This window comes from Nonomuraea cypriaca (assembly GCF_015645445.1).
Classification (GTDB): domain Bacteria; phylum Actinomycetota; class Actinomycetes; order Streptosporangiales; family Streptosporangiaceae; genus Nonomuraea; species Nonomuraea cypriaca.
This window is the reverse complement of the sequence record NZ_JADOGI010000202.1, coordinates 1-18,601: the sequence shown is the minus strand read 5'-3', so window position 1 is coordinate 18,601 and position 18,601 is coordinate 1. Positions and strand designations below refer to the sequence as shown.

Annotated in this window: 22 protein-coding genes; 13 read left to right on the top strand and 9 right to left on the bottom strand. The window is 70.2% G+C overall.

The window, feature by feature from the left end; genetic code table 11:
* A partial coding sequence (locus tag ITP53_RS42760; protein ID WP_236051766.1) for a sensor histidine kinase occupies positions 1 to 1,062 on the bottom strand: 1,062 nt, incomplete at its 3' end.
* On the bottom strand, positions 1,062 to 1,550 hold the full coding sequence (locus tag ITP53_RS42755) for a hypothetical protein (RefSeq protein WP_195901192.1): 489 nt from the start codon (positions 1,548 to 1,550) through the stop codon (positions 1,062 to 1,064). The genes ITP53_RS42755 and ITP53_RS42760, both read right to left, overlap by 1 nt.
* A 127-nt stretch (positions 1,551 to 1,677) precedes the next feature.
* Here ITP53_RS42755 and ITP53_RS42750 point away from each other — a divergent pair, with 127 nt between their 5' ends.
* Positions 1,678 to 2,301, top strand: coding sequence for an MOSC domain-containing protein (locus ITP53_RS42750; protein WP_195901191.1), 624 nt, complete (start codon positions 1,678 to 1,680; stop codon positions 2,299 to 2,301).
* Between the two features lie 69 nt (positions 2,302 to 2,370).
* On the opposite strand, the gene ITP53_RS42745 is transcribed toward ITP53_RS42750, so the two are convergent.
* Complete coding sequence (locus ITP53_RS42745; RefSeq protein WP_195901190.1) at positions 2,371 to 3,618, bottom strand: glycoside hydrolase family 18 protein; 1,248 nt, start codon at positions 3,616 to 3,618, stop codon at positions 2,371 to 2,373.
* A gap of 121 nt (positions 3,619 to 3,739) precedes the next feature.
* Here ITP53_RS42745 and hemW point away from each other — a divergent pair, with 121 nt between their 5' ends.
* Positions 3,740 to 4,960 (top strand): radical SAM family heme chaperone HemW, encoded by a 1,221-nt coding sequence (hemW, locus tag ITP53_RS42740; RefSeq protein WP_195901189.1) that lies wholly within the window; start codon positions 3,740 to 3,742, stop codon positions 4,958 to 4,960.
* Here the strand turns inward: hemW and ITP53_RS42735 are convergent.
* From ITP53_RS42735 to ITP53_RS42725, 3 genes are read right to left on the bottom strand one after another with little or no spacing between them, the layout of a single operon-like run.
* On the bottom strand, positions 4,957 to 5,754 hold the full coding sequence (locus ITP53_RS42735; RefSeq protein WP_195901188.1) for a DUF4870 domain-containing protein: 798 nt from the start codon (positions 5,752 to 5,754) through the stop codon (positions 4,957 to 4,959). The two genes, hemW and ITP53_RS42735, sit on opposite strands and share 4 nt — an antisense overlap.
* Complete coding sequence (locus tag ITP53_RS42730) at positions 5,751 to 6,569, bottom strand: DUF3097 domain-containing protein (RefSeq protein ID WP_195901187.1); 819 nt, start codon at positions 6,567 to 6,569, stop codon at positions 5,751 to 5,753. Before ITP53_RS42730 ends, ITP53_RS42735 begins: the two co-directional genes overlap by 4 nt.
* Before the next feature lie 17 nt (positions 6,570 to 6,586).
* Positions 6,587 to 7,111 (bottom strand): hypothetical protein, encoded by a 525-nt coding sequence (locus tag ITP53_RS42725; protein WP_328817574.1) that lies wholly within the window; start codon positions 7,109 to 7,111, stop codon positions 6,587 to 6,589.
* A gap of 465 nt (positions 7,112 to 7,576) precedes the next feature.
* Between ITP53_RS42725 and hrcA the strand changes: the two genes are divergently transcribed.
* Genes hrcA through ITP53_RS42710 form a run of 3 tightly spaced genes read left to right on the top strand, consistent with a single transcriptional unit; the run spans position 7,577 to position 10,468 of the window.
* Positions 7,577 to 8,590, top strand: coding sequence for a heat-inducible transcriptional repressor HrcA (gene hrcA, locus ITP53_RS42720; protein WP_195901186.1), 1,014 nt, complete (start codon positions 7,577 to 7,579; stop codon positions 8,588 to 8,590).
* An 11-nt stretch (positions 8,591 to 8,601) separates the two neighbouring features.
* Positions 8,602 to 9,741 carry a molecular chaperone DnaJ gene (gene dnaJ / locus ITP53_RS42715; protein WP_195901185.1) on the top strand — a complete coding sequence of 380 codons (1,140 nt, stop codon included), beginning with the start codon at positions 8,602 to 8,604 and terminating at the stop codon, positions 9,739 to 9,741.
* 1 nt (position 9,742) lies between these two features.
* Positions 9,743 to 10,468 carry a 16S rRNA (uracil(1498)-N(3))-methyltransferase gene (locus ITP53_RS42710; protein ID WP_195901184.1) on the top strand — a complete coding sequence of 242 codons (726 nt, stop codon included), beginning with the start codon at positions 9,743 to 9,745 and terminating at the stop codon, positions 10,466 to 10,468.
* Between the two features lie 15 nt (positions 10,469 to 10,483).
* Here the strand turns inward: ITP53_RS42710 and ITP53_RS42705 are convergent, their stop codons facing one another.
* Together ITP53_RS42705 and ITP53_RS42700 are read right to left on the bottom strand one after the other, a co-directional pair.
* Positions 10,484 to 11,134 (bottom strand): hypothetical protein, encoded by a 651-nt coding sequence (locus tag ITP53_RS42705; RefSeq protein ID WP_195901183.1) that lies wholly within the window; start codon positions 11,132 to 11,134, stop codon positions 10,484 to 10,486.
* Entirely contained in the window at positions 11,131 to 11,643 is a 513-nt protein-coding gene (locus tag ITP53_RS42700) for a SigE family RNA polymerase sigma factor (RefSeq protein WP_049573205.1), read from the bottom strand. The genes ITP53_RS42705 and ITP53_RS42700 overlap by 4 nt, the downstream gene beginning before the upstream one ends.
* Before the next feature lie 278 nt (positions 11,644 to 11,921).
* On the opposite strand from ITP53_RS42700, the gene ITP53_RS42695 reads away from it, so the two are divergent.
* The 8 genes from ITP53_RS42695 (at position 11,922) to era (ending at position 17,904) form a co-directional block, all read left to right on the top strand.
* Positions 11,922 to 12,266: a histidine triad nucleotide-binding protein gene (locus ITP53_RS42695; protein WP_195901182.1), complete on the top strand. Its 345-nt coding sequence runs from the start codon at positions 11,922 to 11,924 to the stop codon at positions 12,264 to 12,266.
* Positions 12,267 to 12,361: 95 nt separating this feature from the next.
* Positions 12,362 to 13,405 (top strand): PhoH family protein, encoded by a 1,044-nt coding sequence (locus tag ITP53_RS42690; protein ID WP_195901181.1) that lies wholly within the window; start codon positions 12,362 to 12,364, stop codon positions 13,403 to 13,405.
* On the top strand, positions 13,402 to 13,878 hold the full coding sequence (gene ybeY / locus ITP53_RS42685) for an rRNA maturation RNase YbeY (protein WP_195901180.1): 477 nt from the start codon (positions 13,402 to 13,404) through the stop codon (positions 13,876 to 13,878). The genes ITP53_RS42690 and ybeY overlap by 4 nt, the downstream gene beginning before the upstream one ends.
* Positions 13,875 to 15,170, top strand: coding sequence for a hemolysin family protein (locus tag ITP53_RS42680; protein ID WP_195901179.1), 1,296 nt, complete (start codon positions 13,875 to 13,877; stop codon positions 15,168 to 15,170). Before ybeY ends, ITP53_RS42680 begins: the two co-directional genes overlap by 4 nt.
* Before the next feature lie 331 nt (positions 15,171 to 15,501).
* Positions 15,502 to 16,131 (top strand): hypothetical protein, encoded by a 630-nt coding sequence (locus ITP53_RS42675; RefSeq protein ID WP_195901178.1) that lies wholly within the window; start codon positions 15,502 to 15,504, stop codon positions 16,129 to 16,131.
* A gap of 50 nt (positions 16,132 to 16,181) precedes the next feature.
* Positions 16,182 to 16,499, top strand: coding sequence for a cytidine/deoxycytidylate deaminase family protein (locus ITP53_RS42670; RefSeq protein ID WP_195901177.1), 318 nt, complete (start codon positions 16,182 to 16,184; stop codon positions 16,497 to 16,499).
* Positions 16,500 to 16,506: 7 nt separating this feature from the next.
* A complete protein-coding gene (locus ITP53_RS42665; protein WP_195901176.1) occupies positions 16,507 to 16,977 on the top strand; it encodes an NUDIX domain-containing protein in 471 nt (156 codons plus the stop codon).
* Between the two features lie 18 nt (positions 16,978 to 16,995).
* Positions 16,996 to 17,904 carry a GTPase Era gene (gene era, locus ITP53_RS42660; RefSeq protein WP_328817568.1) on the top strand — a complete coding sequence of 303 codons (909 nt, stop codon included), beginning with the start codon at positions 16,996 to 16,998 and terminating at the stop codon, positions 17,902 to 17,904.
* A 134-nt stretch (positions 17,905 to 18,038) separates the two neighbouring features.
* On the opposite strand, the gene ITP53_RS42655 is transcribed toward era, so the two are convergent.
* On the bottom strand, positions 18,039 to 18,601 hold a 563-nt coding region (locus ITP53_RS42655; protein WP_207757219.1), incomplete at its 5' end, for a hypothetical protein.

Sequence of the window (18,601 nt, the reverse complement as noted above, 5' to 3'; positions counted from 1 at the left end):
GGGGACGGCTGTGGCGGGGACGGCTGTGGCGGGGACGGCCGCGGTGGGGTTGGTGACGCGCAGCTCGCACCAGGCGCGGCCGAACGCGAGCTCGACCGCCGCCGGACTGCCCGGGGCGTGGCGGCGTACGTTCGTGAGGGCTTCCTGGGCGGTGCGGACCAGAGCGAGCTCGGTCTCGGGCGGGAGGCGGCGCTCGGGGCCGGAGATCTCCAGCCCGCAGGACCGCTGAGTGGCGCTCTCGAACTCGTCCGCCAGCATGCGCAGGGCGGCGGGCAGCGCGGGCGAGGTCTCGCGCAGCGCCGACACCGCCCGCCTGGCCTCCTCGAGCCCCGACTTGGCCAGGTCGCGGGCGCGTACGACCCGGTCGAGCGCCTCGTCGGTACGCTCCGCGCGCAGGAGCAGCTTGGCCCCCTCCAGGTGGACGAGCTGAGCGGAGAGGGAGTGGGCGAGAATGTCGTGGATCTCCCTGGCGATCCTGGTCCTCTCCGCGAGTACGGCCTCCCGCGCCTCAGCCGCCCTGGTGGCCTTGCGCTGCCTGGCCGAGTACGTGAGCAGAAACGTCAGGCAGACGCTGAGGATGAGACTGAGATCGTGGGACAGCGTGCCGGTCATCCAGCTCCCCACGACCAGGCCGGCGACGCCGAGCAGCCCGATGACCAGCGACTGGACGAGCGAATGCCGGGCCGCCGCCATGCCGACGCAGAAGATCAGGGCCACGATCGCCGGGGCGCCGCCGTGCGTCACCACGTTCAGCGCGACGGCGGCGAGCACCGCCAGGCCGAGCAGCACCAGCGAGCAGGGCACACCGGACACGCGGCGAGCCCATGAGGGGTGCGGCGAGGTCTTGTCGGGGTCCGCGGTCGTCGGGGGCTCGGCGGTGGCCAGGAGGGGGAGGACCAGGACGGCGAACAGGATGATGACGAGGGCCGCGGTCAGCAGGGTCACGATCAGGCCCGTGCCCGTCAGGCCGGGCGCGGGCGTCAGTCTCGACTGGAAGCCGACCAGCGCGACGATCGCCCCCAGCCGCAGCACGACGGGGGCGATCCTGGCCGGGGCACGCATCACCTGACGAAGTTATCCGGTCGCCTCGCCGCACCGGTAAGCGCACGTCCGCGGCGGGCGACCAGGTAGGACTGTGCGCCGAGGGTCAGGCCGACGAAGAGCAGGATGCCGCCGGTGGAGAGGGTCAGGCCGAGATAGTCCCCGGCGAAGTACAGGCCGACACGGGACGCGATCGACGCCAGCCACACCAGCATGGTCCAGCCCGTGGCCTTCGACCAGGTGACGCCGGAGTCGTCCATCCAGACGCGTACGGTCGCCGCCCGCCACGCGCCCAGCGCGACGGCCGACCCGGCCTCCACGAGGAGCATGGCCACGCTGACGGCGAGGTGCCGATCGTCGATGAGGCCGCCGGAGACCACCCCGATCCCGATCATGATCGCGGCGGTGTAGAGGACGGCGGAGCCGGCCGTGGGGCGGACCCTCAACTGGCGGTAGATGACGAACGCGGTGACGAGCAGGATCAGCAGGGAGATTTGTATGGGTTCCACGGGGTCGAAGGTAGGGATGAGAGAGGTCGTACCGGATCGGCCCGTGGGTTGAGAGGGAGGATCTCCACCCTGGGGTGGAGAACAATCGGCTCGCTGGCCGGCGGGCTTCTCGGTTACCGTCCCGAATATGCGGATTATCTCGGTGAACGTCGGCAGACCGGTCGAGGCGGACTGGGCGGGGCAGCTCGGGTGGACGGCGATCGACAAGCAGGCGGTCACGAGCCGGGTCGCGGTGCACGAGAACGGGCTCGCCGGCGACGAGCGGGCCGACAAGGAACACCACGGCTCACTGGAGCACGCCGTCTACGCGTACGCGAGGGAGGACTACGACTGGTGGGTGGTCGAGCTCGGGCGAAAGCTGCGCAGCGGGCGGTTCGGGGAGAACCTCACCACGTCCGGCCTCGACGTCAACGGCGCCGTGATCGGCGAGCGGTGGCGGATCGGCGACGCGGTGCTGGAGGTGAGAGGGCCGCGGGTGCCGTGCGTGGTGTTCCGCAACTGGATGGACGAGCCCGGGTGGGTCAAGCGGTTCACGGCCGCGGGGCGGCCGGGGGCGTACCTGAGCGTGGTCGAGCTCGGTGAGCTGGGCGCGGGGGACGAGGTGGAGGTCGTCTCGCGGCCCGAGGCCGGGGTGACGGTGGCCGACTGGTTCCGGGCCCGCCACGGTGACAAGGACGCGTTGCGCCGCGTCCTGGCCGTTCCCGGGCATGACAGCCGATGGGACGAAATGGCCGAACGACTCCTCGCCTGAGCCAGAGCGGGATGCTCGGAGCCCGGGATGGCCGGGCGGGCAGGCAGGAGCCACGCCCGGCCAGGTCGGTCAGCGCAGGATCGTGTACAGCGCCGACGTGAGGGAGGCCCGCGTGTCGTCCTGGTCGATGGACCACAGCATCGACCCGCCCAGCCCCTTGAGCCGGATGTACGCGGCCTTCTGCAGCATCATCGCCGGATCGTCGTACGACCAGAACTCGTTGCCGTCATAGAGCCACATGGCCCCGGTACGCAGGTCCCTGTAACGCTTGCCCGGCTTGGCGACCAGGTCCTTGTAGTCCTCCGAGCCCGGGGCCCACTTACCGGGGGCCGGTCCCGTGGCGGGCTTGTAGAGGCCGTCCCCGCCGCCCGTCACCCCGGTCCAGCCCTGACCGTAGGCCGGCACGCCGATCACGAGCTTGCGGGCGGGCGCCCCACGGGACAGGTAGTCGCGTACGGTCTGGTCGACGCTGTACCTGACGGGGTTCGGATCACGCCGGTCGTTGAGCAGGTTGCCGTTGTGCCCGGTCTGCGGCTCCCACGTCCCGTGCAGGTCGTACCCCTGGAGGGTGGCGAAGTCGAGGTGCTTGAAGACCTGGCGGACCTCGTACCCGGAGTCGATCTTGGCTGCCGCCGCGGGGAGGAAGGCCGTGAGCAGGGAGCGGGACGAGTACGCCCGCAGCTGCGCGCGCAGCTCCGCCACGAACAGCGAGAAGTTCCGCTTGTCCTCGGGCCGGATGACGTTCCCCTCGGCCCCGGCCGAGCCGGGCCACTCCCAGTCCAGGTCGATCCCGTCGAACACGCCGGCCCCCGCGCCAGGTTCGAGCCCCGGCAGGTTGCCGCGCAGCCACATGTCGATGCAGGAGCGTGCCAGCGCGGCCCGCGACTCGGCGGTCAGCACGGCGTCAGAGAAGTGTTGCGACCCTGTCCAGCCGCCCAGCGAGATCAGCGTCTTGAGCCCCGGGTGTTTGGCCTTGAGCTTGCGCAGCTGGTTGAGGTTGCCGTTCAGTGCCTGCCCCGGCGCGTCCGCCACGCCGTCCACGCTCTGCTCGGCCGGCACCGGGCGCTGCCAGTCCGCCCACGGGTCGGAGGAGTAACAGGAGCCCGTTGCGTCGACGAACCCGAACGCGTAGTTGAGGTGCGTCAGCTTGGCCGCGGCGCCCGTGACGTCGACGTCCTTGACGTGGTAGTCGCGCCCGTAGACGCCCCACTGGATGAAGTACGCGACCCGCTTGAAGCCGGTACGGGCCTCGGCCGGCACGGAGACCGCCGTGAAGCCGAGTAAGAGCGCGAGAGTCAGCAGGATCTTCTTCGTCACAGGGCGTCTCCCGGGGGGTGTACTTATAGGAAACTTTCTTATAAGTTGACGCGATCGTAGAGCCGCTACCGGTCTCCGTCAACGATCGGAGCACCCCCGCGCGGCGGGCAGACTGGTAGACGTGCCATCGACCCTGCCTGACGGAGACCCCGTACCCACCTTGGGCGAGCTGCCCGCGAGCGCCCTGGGCGGCCTCGGCGAGCGTCCGTTCGGCTTCTACGTGCACGTGCCGTTCTGCGTGACCCGCTGCGGCTACTGCGACTTCAACACCTACACCGCCGCCGAGCTGGGCCCGGGCGCCTCGCACCGCGACTACGCGGACACGGTCGTGGCGGAGGTGCGCCTGGCGCGCCGCGTCCTCGGCACGGCGGACCTGCCGGTGGAGACGGTGTTCTTCGGCGGCGGCACACCCACGCTGCTGCCTCCTGAAGACCTGGGCAGGATCCTGGCCGCGATCGACTCCGAGTTCGGCCTGCGGCCGGACGCCGAGGTCACCACCGAGGCCAACCCCGAGTCCGTCGACCCCGCCTACCTGGACAAGCTCCGGCACGGCGGGTTCAACCGGATCAGCTTCGGCATGCAGAGCGCCCGCGAGCACGTCCTCCAGGTCCTCGATCGCCGGCACACGCCAGGGCGCCCGGCGGCGGCCGTACGCGAGGCGCGGGCGGCCGGGTTCGAGCACGTCAACCTGGATCTGATCTACAGCACGCCGGGCGAGTCCGACGACGACTGGCGGGCCTCGCTGGCGGCGGCGATCGAGGCCGGGCCCGACCACGTGTCGGCGTACTCACTGATCGTCGAGGACGGCACCAGGCTGGCCGCCCGGATCAGGCGCGGCGAGCTGCCGATGCCCGACGACGACGTGGCCGCCGACCGCTACCAGATCGCCGACGAGATGCTGTCCGCGGCCGGGCTCCACTGGTACGAAGTGTCCAACTGGGCCGCCTCCGAGACGGCGCGCTGCCGGCACAACCTGCTCTACTGGACCGGCGGCGACTGGTGGGCGGCCGGTCCTGGAGCGCACAGCCACGTGGGCGGCACCCGCTGGTGGAACGTCAAGCACCCGGCGGCCTACGCCCAGCGGCTGGCCGCAGGCGCCTCACCCGCCCACGCACGCGAGGAGCTCGGCGACGACGACCGCGCAGCCGAGCGACTGATGCTGGAGCTGCGGCTGGTGTCCGGCTTCCCGCTCGCCGAGGTGGCGCCCGCCGCGCGTACGTCCGTGGCGAGCGCCCTGGCCCGCGGGCTGCTGGAGCCTGGGCCGTTCAGGGCGGGCCGGATGGTGCTCACGCTCCAGGGACGGCTGCTGGCCGACGCCCTCGTCAGAGACCTGCTGGTTTAGGTGATCATGCGGATCGCGAACGGGTAGCGGTAGCGTTCGCCGCGGTTGGTGGCTATGGCGGCCTGGATGTGGAAGATCAGGGACAGGAGCCAGACGACCGGCAGCAGCAGCATGCCGATGAAGACGATCACGAGGATGCCCGAGATGACGTAGCCGATGAACATCGTGATCTGGAAGTTGAGCGCCTCCGCCGCCTGGTCCCTGACGTAGGGGGACTCGTCCTTCTTCATCAGGTAGATGATCAGCGGGCCCAGCCAGGAGACCAGCAGGCCCAGGAGGTGGGAGAGCATGGCCAGGGTCGTGTCGTCGGTGCCGGGACGGGGGCCGTACCTGCCGGGGACGTACGGCTCGCCCGGGGCGGCGGCGTAACCGTAGCCGGGCTGCTGTTGCCCGGGACCGTAACCGGGCTGACCGGGCTGGCCATAAGGGGGCTGGCCGTAACCCGGGGGAGGGCCGTAGCCGGGCGGCGGCGGCTGCTGGCCGTAGCTGTACTGCTGCCCGTAACCAGGCTGGGACCCGGGCCGCTGCCCGTAGCCGGGCTGAGAGCTGGGCTGCTGGCCATAACCCGGCTGGGACCCGGGCTGCTGGCCGTAAGGCGGCTGGGATCCGGGCTGCTGGCCGTAGCCGGGCTGAGAGCTGGGCTGCTGTCCATAACCGGGTTGCTGCCCATAGTCGGGCTGCTGGCCGTAGCCGGGCTGTTGGGGGCCCGAGCCATAGTTCGGCGGGAGGTCGGACGGGGAGACGCGGCGGGTGGCGTCGTCGTCTGGCGGTGGGTGTGGCTGATCCTGGCTCATGAAGAGGCCTCCGTAACGAAGTCGATGAGTTCCTCGACCCGGCCGAGCAACTCCGGCTCCAGGTCGGTAAAGGTCGAGACGGCGCCGAGGATCCGCCGCCACGCGTCGGCCGGCTCCACGCGCCAGCCCAGGGCGGCGATCACGCCCTCTTTCCACGGCACCCCGCGCGGCACGTCCGGCCAGGCGGGGATGCGCAGCACCGAGGGCTTGACGGCCTGCCAGATGTCGACGAACGGATGCCCCACCACGAGCACGTCCGGCGAGGTGATCTGGGCGGCGATCCTGCTCTCCTTGGAGCCGGGCACGAGATGGTCGACCAGCACCCCCAGCCGGCGCCCTGGCTCGGGACCGAACTCGGCCACGATGGCCGGCAGATCGTCCACACCCTCCAGGTATTCGACCACGACCCCCTCGACCCGCAGGTCATGGCCCCAGATCTTCTCCACGAGGGCTGCGTCGTGCACACCCTCCACGTAGATCCTGCTCTCCCTGGCCACCCTCGCCCGCAGCCCCTCCACGGCGATGGAGCCCGACGCGCTGCGCCTGGGGCCGGCGGGCTGCCGAGGGGCCGCCGCCGGGCGTACGAGGGTCACGGGCTTGCCGTCCAGCAGGAACGCGGCCGGCGCCAGCGGGAACAGCCGGCGCTTGCCGAAACGGTCCTCGAGTGTGACCGCCTCCTTGTCGCAGCCCACGACCGCGCCGCAGAAGCCGCTGTCGGCGTCCTCCACGACGAGGTCGAGCTCGGCGGGCACCTTCGGGATCTTGCCCTTGCCCGGCCGCCGCCAATTCCCCGCCAGCACATCGCCCTCGTACACACGGGGACCGTAGCAAATCACCCGCCGACCGCAAGGCGCTTGCGGTGACCGCTCCGGCGTACCAGGACGACGACGGTGCCGACGATCCCGATCAGCAGTCCCGCGCCCGGGATCAGGAACAGCGCGGCCACCCCGCCGGCGAGCCCGCCCGCGGCGGCGGTCAGCTCGCGGCCCACGCCGAAGCGCGCGTCCGCCTGCTGCCGCGTGGTGCAGGTCAGCTGGTAGTCGCCCTTGGCCGGCGCGTTGATCACGACGATCTGCTCCCAGAGCGTGCCCTCCTGGGTGACCGTCTGGTTTCCGACGGTCTTGGCCAGCCTGGCCTGGCCGGGGCCGCCGGAGATCCGGCACTCGTAGTTGACGGCCGTGTCGCTGGCGAGGTAGATCGCGGGCTCGTTCGCCGGGTCGATCGGCACCGTCACGCTTTCGCCCGACGCGAACGTCTTCGTCGGTGCCAGCTCCGACACGCTGCTCATCACGCCAGTGGCGAACAGCACCGCTCCCGCGATCCCGCACACCAACGCCATGCCCCAGACAAGCGCCACCCACCACAGACGCGGCCTGACGGCTTTCGCATCGATTCGCGGGGGAAATTGGGGGCCGTATTGTCCGTACTGAGATGGCGGGCCGTACTGCGGCTGCGAGCCGTATGGCGACTCGCCGTACTGCGGCGGGCCGTAGCCGGGTTGCGTGCCGTAACCAGGCTGCGAGCCGGGTTGCGGAGCGTAGCCGGGCTGGGAGCCTGGTTGCGGGCCGTACTGGGACGGTGGGGACTGAGGAGGCTGTGGCTGACCGTGGTACGGACCCTGCCCTGACGGGGGGCCGTACGACGGGGGCTGGGAATCGTCGGTCATGTGCGCAAGTGTGGGGCCTGCCACTTGTAAGTCGCTAGCAGCTGGATGTGACCCGGTGTTATCGCACCTTGTGGGCGAGAGCCGTACACTTGGCACTCGGGAACACAGAGTGCTAGACCATGCGTTCCTGATAGGGCAGAGGCAGGAGGTGAGCACGTGCTCGACGATCGGAAGCTGGCGGTGCTCCGCGCCATTGTCGAAGACTACGTGTCCACCAACGAACCGGTGGGCTCCAAGGCGCTGGCCGAGCGCCACAACCTGCGAGTCTCCCCCGCGACGGTCAGAAACGACATGGCCGCGCTGGAGGAGGAGGGCTACATCACCCAGCCGCACACCAGCGCGGGGCGGGTGCCGACGGACAAGGGATACCGCCTGTTCGTCGACCGGCTCTCGCAGGTCAAACCCCTGTCGGGGGCGGAGCGCCGGGCGATCGAGACCTTCCTGGCCGGCGCGGTCGACCTCGACGACGTGGTCACCCGCACGGTCCGGCTGCTCGCGCAGCTGACCAGGCAGGTGGCGGTCGTCCAATACCCGACGCTGACGCGTTCGACGGTCCGGCACGTCGAGCTGGTCTCGCTCGGCGACCGGCGCGTCATGCTCGTGCTGATCACCAACACCGGCCGCGTCGAGCAGCGCGTGATCGAGCTGCCCGAGGTGGTGGAGGACACCCGCATCGCGCACCTTCGCGCGGTGCTCAACGCCTGCCTCGACGGCTGCGGCCTGAGCAACGTGCCGGAGCTGGTCGCCGACCTGCCCGAGCGGCTGCCCTCGGAAGACCGGCCCGTCGTGGCCACGATCCTGTCGGTGCTGCTCGAGACGCTCGTGGAGCGCCACGACGAGAAGATCGTGTTCGCCGGGGCGGCCAACCTGGCCGGCGCCGACTTCTCCACTGGCCTGCGCGACGTGCTGGAGGCACTGGAGGAGCAGGTCGTGCTCATGCGGCTGCTGGGCGAGACTTCCACAGACACGCCATCCGCGCTCACCGTGCGAATCGGCTCGGAAAACCCGTACCTGCGGGGCACATCCATCGTCGCGACCGGATACGGTTCTGGCGACAACCAACTGGCCCGGCTCGGCGTGCTGGGTCCCACGAGGATGGACTACCCGGTGACGATGGGCGCGGTGCGCGCGGTGGCACGCTACGTCAGCCAGATCCTGGCTGCATCATAAGAGGTCGATAAGTGGCAAACAGTGACTACTACGCCACCCTCGGGGTGCGCCGTGACGCCAGTCAGGACGAGATCAAGAAGGCATACCGCCGGCTCGCCCGGGAGCTGCACCCTGACGTGAACCCGGATCCGGAGACTCAGGACCGGTTCAAGGAGATCACGCAGGCTTACGAGGTGCTGTCGGATCCGAACAAGCGCCAGATGTACGACCTGGGTGGCGACCCCTTCGCCGGGGCCGGCGCGGGCGCGGGTGCCGGAGGGTTCGGGGCCGGCTTCCCGTTCAGCGACATCATGGACGCCTTCTTCGGCACGGCTGCCGGCACCCGGGGGCCGCGCTCGCGGGCCCGCAGGGGACGCAACGCCACCATCAGGGTCGAGCTGGACCTGCGCGAGACCGCGTTCGGCACCACACGTGAGCTGGTCGTCGACACGGCGGTGATCTGCGACGTCTGCCACGGAGCGGGCGCCGCGTCCGGCACCCATCCGGACACCTGTGACATGTGCAACGGGCGCGGCGAGATCTCCCAGGTCACGCGTTCGTTCCTGGGCCAGGTCATGACGTCGCGGCCGTGCCCGCAGTGCGGCGGCTTCGGCACCATCATCCGCCACCCCTGCCAGGAGTGCTCGGGCGACGGCCGGGTGCGGACCCGCCGTACGATCAAGGTCCGCATCCCCGCGGGCGTCGAGGACGGCACCCACATCCAGCTCGCCGGAGAGGGCGAGGTCGGCCCCGGCGGCGGCCCGCCTGGAGACCTGTTCCTGGAGATCGTCGAGCGGGCGCACGAGATCTTCGAACGACGCGGTGACGACCTCCACTGCACCGTCCAGATCCCGATGACGGCCGCCGCGCTCGGCACCGTGCTCACCGTCGAGACGCTCGACGGCCCGGAGGACATCGACGTCCGGCCGGGCACCCAGTCCGGGCAGGTCATCACCATGTACGGGCGCGGCGTCCAGCGGCTCAACGAGTCCGGCAGGGGCGACCTGCTCATCCACGTCAACGTCGAGACGCCTGGCCGCCTCGACGCGGCGCAGGAGGAGTTGCTGCGCGAGCTGTCCAAGCTGCGGGGCGAGGAGCGGCCGCCTGGCAAGTTCGCGCCGGGGCAGCAGAGCTTCTTCTCCCGCCTCCGCGACGCCTTCAACGGCAGGTGACGTGACCGTCCCCGTGTTCCTGTCAGGGGAGCTGGGCGGGTCCGAGCTGACGCTCGACGGCCCGGAGGGGCGGCACGCGGCCGCCGTACGCAGGCTGCGGGCGGGCGAGCGGGTCGACCTGACCGACGGCGCCGGCGCGGTCGCCGAGTGCGTCGTACGCGAGGTGCTGAAGGACGCGCTCAGGCTCGACGTGATCGGACGCTACGACGTCGAGCCGCCCCAGCCCCGGCTGGTCGTCGTCCAGGGCCTGCCCAAGGGCGACCGGGGCGAGCTGGCGGTCGAGATGATGACCGAGGCGGGCGTCGACGTGATCGTGCCCTGGGCCGCCGCGCGCAGCATCACGCAGTGGAAGGGCGACAAGGTCGCCAAGGCGCTGCACCGGTGGCGCTCGACGGCCAGGGAGGCGGGCAAGCAGGCCCGCAGGTTCCACCTGCCCGAGGTGACCGAGCCGGCCTCCACGGCCCAGGTCGAGGCGCTGCTGGCGGGCGCGGGGCTGGGGCTGGTGCTGCACGAGGAGGCGGCGGAGCCGCTGTCGCGCGTGGCGCTGCCAGCGGCAGGCGACATCGTGGTGGTCGTGGGGCCTGAGGGCGGTGTCGCGGAGGAGGAGCTCGCCAGGTTCCGCACGGCCAAGGCGGTGCCCGTGCTGCTCGGGCCCACGGTGCTGCGTACGTCCACGGCGGGGGTCGCGGCGGCTGCCGTGCTGATGACTCGTACGGGGCGCTGGTGAACCGTTAGAAGCCCGTCAGGGCGTGGTCTGGGAGGCGTCCAGGAGCGGCGTGGTCATCTCGGTGGGCCCCTCGGTGGGGTCTTCCGGCGGGCACTCCTCGACGGGACACTCCGACGGCTGGCCGGTCGTCTCCTCGACCGAGGGCGTCGGGCTGGGTGAGTCCGCGGGGCAATCCGGCGGCGGCTCGGCCTCTTCGATCGCGGCGGACGGGCACTCGGTCGGGGTGACGCTGGGGGAGGGCGACGGCCTGCTCGTGGAGTCCGCCTTCTTCGTGATGCGCGGGGTGGGGGTCTCCGAGACATCGGGGAGCACGGCCGGCGGCTGGTCGGCCGGGGACGGCTGCTTCGACGGCGGTGGCGGCTGCTGGGAACGGGTGGTGGAGGAGTTGGACGGGACCTCGGTGGTCTCGTTGTTCACCACTGTGGCGGGCGCCTCGTCGATGATCCGCGAGCGCAGCTGGGGAACGGCCATCACGATCGTCCCCGCCACCAGGACGGCACTGGCGGCGGCCGCGCCCGCACGCCACCAGAACAGGTTGCGAACGCCGCGCCGCTCGATGCGGGCGCGGATGATCTCCAGTCCGTCCGGCGAGGGCACGACCGCGTCCGCCTCCGCGCGGAGCGCACGGCGAAGGAGATCGCCGTGCTCGTCGGGGGGCTGGGTCATGACATTTTCTCCAGGACGGATCGCAAGGCGGCCATGCCACGTGCCGTGTGGCTCTTGACCGCGCCCTTGCTGATGCCCATGGCGTGGGCGATCTCAGCCTCGGACAGATCACCGTAGTAACGCAGAACCAGTGCTTCTCTCTGTCGGGTCGGCAGAGCCCGTAATGCCTCGATGACGGCGGAGCGTTCGAGCTCTCCGATCGCGCCGTTCTCGGCACTCGGGGCGTCGGGCAGACCCTTGGGAGCGTACTTCTCGACGACCGCGCGGTGACGCAGCACGGAACGGGACCGGTTGACGACGGATTGACGGAGGTAGGCGAGTGCTTTGTCGGGGTCACGCAGCCTACGCCAAGCGCCATGGATGGCGACGAACGCATCCTGCACGACTTCCTCAGCGGTTGCCATGTCGCGCACCAGCAACACGGCGAGACGCACCAATGACCGGAAATGCGCGCTGTAAAGCGCCGTAACGGCCATGTCGGCATCCCACCCGACCGGCACCGCCCCCATCGACCTGTCGGCCAGAAGGGTTTCGGTGGTCACATCAGTGGGACGCGCGGCCTTCCCAGAGGGTTTACGCTCTTCCGGTTCTGGAGGTTTCCCCGGTTCGTTAGGGTGCATTACCCAGTCGTGTCCTCGCCAGGTGGCGCTCGCCCGACCCTGAATCGTCTTTTTTTGCTGAAGTGTCGCACACACACCCTAACCGCGCGGATCTTCCTACGCACGACACAGTGGATTACCGATTCGCAACGGACTCGCCGGCGTGGGGCGCTCGATAAGGTGCTGGTGTGAACGACTGTCTCTTCTGCAAAATCGTGGCCAAGGAAATCCCCGCGGAGATCGTCTACGAGACCGGCAGGGCGCTGGCGTTCCGCGACATCAACCCACAGGCGCCCACGCACGTGCTCGTCGTTCCGAAGGAGCACCACGCCGACGCGGCGGCGCTGGCGCAGGCCGACGACGGGCTCGCGGACGACGTACTCAAGGCCGCCCACGCGGTGGCCGTGCAGGAGGGCGTGGCGGACGGCGGCTACCGCGTCGTCTTCAACACGGGCCCGGGCGCCGGCCAGACCGTCTTCCACGTCCACGCCCACCTCCTCGGCGGACGCCCCCTGACCTGGCCCCCCGGCTAACCCGATATCCACGCGAGCAATGACGCTGGTCCCGGCTACGATGGGCGGAAAGAGTACCGAAAGAGACCGGGAGGCATCAGGCCGCGGGCCTGCCCATGTCCGAACTACACGAATCCCGACGCACGGCACCTCCCTCGCGCACTCAAGCCAAGGTGCTGATTCCGGACGAATACCCGATGGTCAGTCTCCTGGGCTCCCGCGATGAGCTGCTTCGCGTCATCGAGGGCGCCTTCAGGGCCGACATCCACGTGCGGGGCAACGAGATCACCGTCACCGGCAGCCCCGACGAGAGCGGCACGGTGGTGCGGCTCTTCGAAGAGCTGGTCGAGGTGCTGCGCAGCGGCGGCGAGCTCACCCCCGACGCGGTCGAGCGGAGCATCGCCATGCTGCGCATGACGTCCGACCGCCCCGCCGAGGTGCTGTCCCTCGACATCCTGTCCTCACGCGGCCGTACGATCCGGCCGAAGACGGTCAACCAGAAGCGCTACGTCGACGCGATCGACAGGCACACGATCGTGTTCAGCATCGGCCCCGCGGGCACCGGCAAGACCTACCTCGCGATGGCCAAGGCCGTCCGGGCGCTGCAGGAGAAGCGGGTCAACCGCATCATCCTGACCCGGCCCGCCGTCGAGGCGGGGGAGCGGCTGGGCTTCCTGCCGGGCACCCTCTACGAGAAGATCGACCCCTACCTGCGGCCGCTCTACGACGCGCTGCACGACATGGTCGACCCCGACTCCATCCCCAAGCTGATGGCCGCGGGCACGATCGAGGTCGCGCCGCTCGCGTACATGCGTGGCCGAACGCTCAATGACGCGTTCATCATCCTCGACGAGGCGCAGAACTCCTCGGCCGAGCAGATGAAGATGTTCCTCACCAGGCTCGGGTTCAACTCCAAGATCGTGGTGACCGGTGACGTGACGCAGGTCGACCTGCCCTCGGGCACGGTGAGCGGGCTGCGGATCGTCCAGGACATCCTCGAGGGCATCCCCGACATCCACTTCTCGCACCTGTCCAGCGCCGACGTGGTCCGCCACAAGCTGGTGAGCGACATCGTGGACGCTTACGGGCGCTACGACGCGCTCCAGGAGCCCAAGCGCATCCAGCAGCGCAGCGGGAAGAGGCGGGTGAGCGATCAGTGAGTATCGAGATCAACAACGAGTCCGGAGTCGGTGTCGACGAGGAGTCACTGGTCGCGCTGGCCGCCCACGTGCTCGGTGAGATGGGCATCAACCCGCTCGCCGAGCTGTCCATCGTGGTGGTCGACGAGAACGCCATGGCGGAGCTGCACGAGAAGTGGATGGGCGAGCCAGGCCCGACCGACGTGCTGGCGTTCCCGATGGACGAGCTGCGTCCAGGCGGCGGGGCGCGCGGCGACGCGGAGATCCCCGCCGACCCCGCGCTGCTCGGCGACGTCGTGCTGTGCCCGCAGGTGGCCGCCAGACAGGCGGAGGAGGCGGGCCACGGCACCGCTGACGAGCTAGAGCTGCTCTGCACCCACGGCATCCTCCATCTGCTCGGCTACGACCACGCCGAGCCGGAGGAGCACAAGGAGATGTTCGGACTGCAGGGTCGGCTTCTCCAGTCGTGGCAGGAGGTGCGCAAACCGCGGTGAACGCCTGGTTGCTGTCGGCCGTCGCCCTCGTGATCGTCGGTGGCTTGATCGCCAGCGCGGAGACGGCACTGACGCGCATCTCCAGGGTGCGCGCCGAGGGATATGTGCGCGAGGCCAGGCGGGGCTCGGCGCGGCTGCAGGCGATCGTGACGGACCCGCCGCGCTATCTCAACCTGCTCCTGCTGCTCAGGCTGAGCTGCGAGCTGGTGGCGACGGTCATCGCGACGTTGCTGTTCATCGATCTCATGCACGACCAGGGCTGGGCGTACGTCTGGGCCGCCATCGTGATGATCGTGATCAGCTACGTCGTGGTCGGTGTCATGCCGCGCACGCTCGGCCGCCAGCACGCCGAGCCGGTCGCGCTGGCCAGCGCCCCCATCGTGTACGGCCTCACGCGCATCTTCGGCCCCCTGCCCAAGCTGCTGATCCTGCTGGGCAACGCGCTGACCCCGGGCAAGGGGTTCCGCGACGGGCCGTTCACGTCGGAGGCCGAGCTGCGTGACCTGGTCGACCTGGCCGAGGAGCGCCGGGTGATCGAGCCGGACGAGCGTGAGATGATCCACTCGGTCTTCGAGCTGGGTGACACGCTGGTGCGCGAGGTCATGGTGCCGCGCACCGACATGGTCTACATCGAGCGGGCCAAGACCATCAGCCAGGGGTTGTCGCTGGCGCTGCGCAGCGGGTTCTCCCGCATCCCCGTCGTGGGCGAGAACGAGGACGACGTCATCGGCATCGCCTATCTCAAGGACATCGCCCGCAAGATCCACGAGTCCGGCGAGGGCGGTGGCAAGGAGTCGATCGAGTCGATCATGCGGTCGGCCGCGTACGTGCCGGAGAGCAAGCCCATCGACCAGCTCATGCGGGAGATGCAGGCCAGGCAGATCCACATCGCCATCGTCATCGACGAGTACGGCGGCACCGCCGGATTGGTGACGATCGAGGACGTCCTGGAGGAGATCGTCGGCGAGATCACCGACGAGTACGACCAGGAGGCGCCCCGCGTCGAGGCCATGCCCGACGGCGGCGTACGGGTCACCGCCCGCATGCCGGTCGACGAGTTGGGCGAGCTGTTCGACACCGAGATCGAGGTCGACGACGTGGAGACCGTGGGCGGCCTGCTCGCGCACGCGCTCGGGCGGGTGCCGATCGCCGGTTCGCACGCCGAGGTGGCCGGGCTGTCGCTCACCGCGGAGACGCTCGCGGGCCGCCGCAACCGCATCAGCACCGTGGTGGTCCGGCGCGTCAAGCCCCCTGCCGACGAGGTCATCCCCGCCACCGCCGAACGCGACTGAGCCCCGTACGCAGGACTGGGACAAATGCGGGCGGAGGCCGCAAGCGTTCTACAAGTCGTCTGCAAGCCAGGTACGGCAGTCTCATGAGCACGGCATCCAGTGCGGTGGGTGTCAAAGGGAGACATCCGATCGCCGGGTGGGGTTCGCGGCGAAAGGATTCTCTCGGGGGGAACGACAGCGTCTCAGCCGGTTCGACCCGGCTGTGACGTTGGTCGGCGTAAAGGGAGTCCTCGTCTGGAAAGACGGACGAGGGCTCCCTTTTTGCGTATTGGTGGGAACTCCGGTGGATTGCCGTATTCGTCAGCGGGGAGGTTGCGGTTCAGGGGGGATCATGAGACGCACACCGGGGATCATCCTGTGCGGGCTGCTGGCCCTGGCCGGATGCGGCGGCGAGGGAGCGGGGAGCTTCGTCGACGCCCACGCCATGGCGCACCTCCGCGAGGTGCTCAGCAAGCAGCCGCCGTTGCCCGACGGCTTCACGGCCAGGGCCGAGCAGGCGTGGCGGATGCCGTTCAGGCCCGTTGACCAGAACTGCCGGACCCTGCTGGACCCCGCGGGAGGGCGCGCGCCTCAGCAGGCGCTGACCGCCCAGGCGGCGGCCAGCTACCGCGGGGACGAGCTGGGGGAGCAGGCCGGAGTCGGCCTGGCACGCTACGCGGACGGGGAGGCCGGGGACCACCTCGACGCGCTGGCCGAGGCACTGGAGTCGTGCCGCCTGATGCGTACCTCGTCAGGGACCGACCTGCGGCTGCGGGAGCTGGAGGTCGAAGGCGTGGGGGACGAGGCCGTGGGCGCGCGGCTGCGCGGCACCCTGAACGGCTACCCGTACGCGATGGACGTCGTGTTGTCGCGGGTGGATGACACCCTGGTGTCGGTGGTGCACACCGGCATGAACAACGTGGACGCCGGGCGCACCCGCAGGGTGGTCGACGCGGCGGTCTCCATGGCCGGGGCCTACTGACGGATCGGCCCGGTCGAGGTCGTGGCGGATTTGTCGTTAGCCTGGTGCGCGTGACTCTCGATCCTGAAGACAGCAAGCTCATCACGTTGGCGCGGGCGTCCCGGGCGCGCAGCGGCTCGGCGGAGGGCGCCGCCGTACGCGACGAGACCGGGCGCACCTACTCCGCGACCAACGTGGCGCTGACCTCGCTCACGCTGTCGGCGGTGCAGGTGGCGGCCGCCATGGCGATCTCCAGCGGGGCCCGCTCGCTGGAGGCCGTCGCCCTGGTGAGCGAGGACGCGCCGAGCGCCGCCGACGAGGCCGTGGCCGCGGAGCTGGGCGTCAAGTCGCTGCTCGTGGCCGGTCCCGACGGCACGGTCCGGGGCTGACATGCCGATGCCGCCGTTTCTGGCGAACCTGCGGGAGAAGATCGGATCCGATCTGCTGATGCTGCCGTCGGCGTCCGGGTTCGTGTTCGATGACGCGGGCCGGCTGCTGATGGCCCGCCACGGTGACGTGGGGCTCTGGGCGGCGCCCGGTGGCGGCATCGACCCCGACGAGCGCCCCGAGGACGCCGTGGTCAGGGAGCTGCATGAGGAGCTGGGGCTGGAGATCGAGGTACGCGGCCTGATCGGCGTGTACGGTGGCCCCGAGTTCCGTACCGTCTACCCGAACGGCCACCAGGTCGGCTACGTCATCGCGGCCTTCGGATGCGCCGTCGTCTCCGGCCGTCCAGAGCCCGACGGTGTGGAGATCAACGACTTCCGGTGGGTGTCCGAGCAGGAGCTCGCGGAGCTCGAGACGACCGCGTGGACGCCCGGTGTGGCGCCGAAAGCGTTCGCCTGGTGGCGTGAACAGGCCCGTTGATGGGACACAATGCACTATGTGACTTCGCCAGACAGCCATCGCGCCGGATTCGCCTGCTTCGTGGGGAGGCCGAACGTCGGCAAGTCCACGCTGATGAACGCCCTGGTGGGCACGAAAGTGGCGATCACCTCGTCCAAGCCGCAGACCACCAGGCGGGTCATCAGGGGCATCGTGCACCGTCCCGACGCCCAGCTCATCATCGTCGACACCCCTGGCCTGCACCGGCCGCGCACGCTGCTCGGCGAGCGGCTGGACAGCCTGGTGCTGTCGACGCTCACCGAGGTGGACGCGATCGGCTTCTGCGTCCCGGCCAACGAGCCGATCGGCAAGGGTGACCGGTTCATCGCCGACAAGCTGTCGGCGGTGAAGAAGACCCCCGTCATCGCGGTGGTGACCAAGTGCGACCTGGCCTCCAAGGAGCAGATCGCCGAGCAGCTGCTGGCCGTGTCGCAGGTGGCGGAGTTCGCCGCGATCGTGCCGGTGTCGGCGCAGGCGGGCGACCAGCTCGACGTGCTGGTCGACGTACTGATCGAGCACATGCCCGAGTCGCCGCCGCTCTACGAGGGCGGGCAGCTCACCGACGAGCCGGAGCAGGTCCTGGTCGGGGAGCTGATCAGGGAGGCGGCGCTGGAGGGCGTACGCGATGAGCTGCCGCACTCCATCGCCGTGGTCGTCGACGAGATGCTGCCCAGGGAGGGGCGGGACGACCTGTTGGACATCTACGCGCACATGTTCGTGGAACGGCCCTCGCAGAAGGCCATCGTCATCGGGCACAAGGGCGAGCGGTTGCGCGACGTGGGCACCAAGGCGCGAAAGCAGATCGAGGCGCTGCTGGGCACGCGGGTCTATCTGGACCTGCGGATCAGCGTGCTCAAGGACTGGCAGCGCGACCCGAAGCAGCTCCGCCGGCTCGGCTTCTACGACTGACGGGCCCTCGCGGACCCCGCACGTCCGGCTTCAGGCGCGGCGGGAGCGTGCGGGCCTTGGGTGGGGTTCAGGCGCGGCGGTAGCGTGCAGGGCCGGCTCCAGGCGCGGTGGGAGCGTGCGCGGACCGGGTGGGTTCAGGCGCGGCGGAAGAGTGCCAGGAGGGCGAGGACGACGATCGCGATCGAGCAGGCCAGCGCGGCGAACCAGCCGAGCCTGATCACCGGCTCGATCGACAGCACCTTCCCCAGATCGACGGAGATCCGGTCTCGCACGCCGCCCCTGCTCGTCATGAACACCACCAGCGCCGCCAGCGCCACCCCTCCGGGCACGACGGCCAGCGCGGCCAGCCAGGTTCGGCCGAGCACGCCGGCGAGGCCGCACGCCAGCGCCGCCAGCCCGGCCACAAGCGTGTAGATGCCGAACGCGTCGTCGATGCCGCGGAGATCGTCGGCCACCCCGAAGCCGACCAGGCTGCTCCGCGCCTCCAGGCCGGCCCACGGCAGGATCGCGCAGAACACCAGGAGCGCGCCGGCCAGCGTCACCCCCAGCGCGTAGCCGCGGCGGGTCCTGGGTCTGGCGGGCGTGGGCTTGAGGTAGTCGGCCACACGATCACTGTAAGCCGGGCTCGCGCGTGCGGCCACCGTACGCGATGGTGTCGTCACCTCACCGGTGGGGCGGGGGCTGGACGAGGCACCTC

Excerpts from the sequence above, each read along its gene's own strand:
- ITP53_RS42690 (WP_195901181.1), top strand. The coding sequence starts at position 12,362 with ATGTCCGAACTACACGAATCCCGACGCACGGCACCTCCCTCGCGCACT.
- ITP53_RS42750 (WP_195901191.1), top strand. The coding sequence starts at position 1,678 with ATGCGGATTATCTCGGTGAACGTCGGCAGACCGGTCGAGGCGGACTGG.
- ITP53_RS42700 (WP_049573205.1), bottom strand. The coding sequence starts at position 11,643 with ATGGGGGCGGTGCCGGTCGGGTGGGATGCCGACATGGCCGTTACGGCG.
- ITP53_RS42735 (WP_195901188.1), bottom strand. The coding sequence starts at position 5,754 with ATGAGCCAGGATCAGCCACACCCACCGCCAGACGACGACGCCACCCGC.
- ITP53_RS42705 (WP_195901183.1), bottom strand. The coding sequence starts at position 11,134 with ATGACCCAGCCCCCCGACGAGCACGGCGATCTCCTTCGCCGTGCGCTC.
- ITP53_RS42665 (WP_195901176.1), top strand. The coding sequence starts at position 16,507 with ATGCCGCCGTTTCTGGCGAACCTGCGGGAGAAGATCGGATCCGATCTG.
- ITP53_RS42675 (WP_195901178.1), top strand. The coding sequence starts at position 15,502 with ATGAGACGCACACCGGGGATCATCCTGTGCGGGCTGCTGGCCCTGGCC.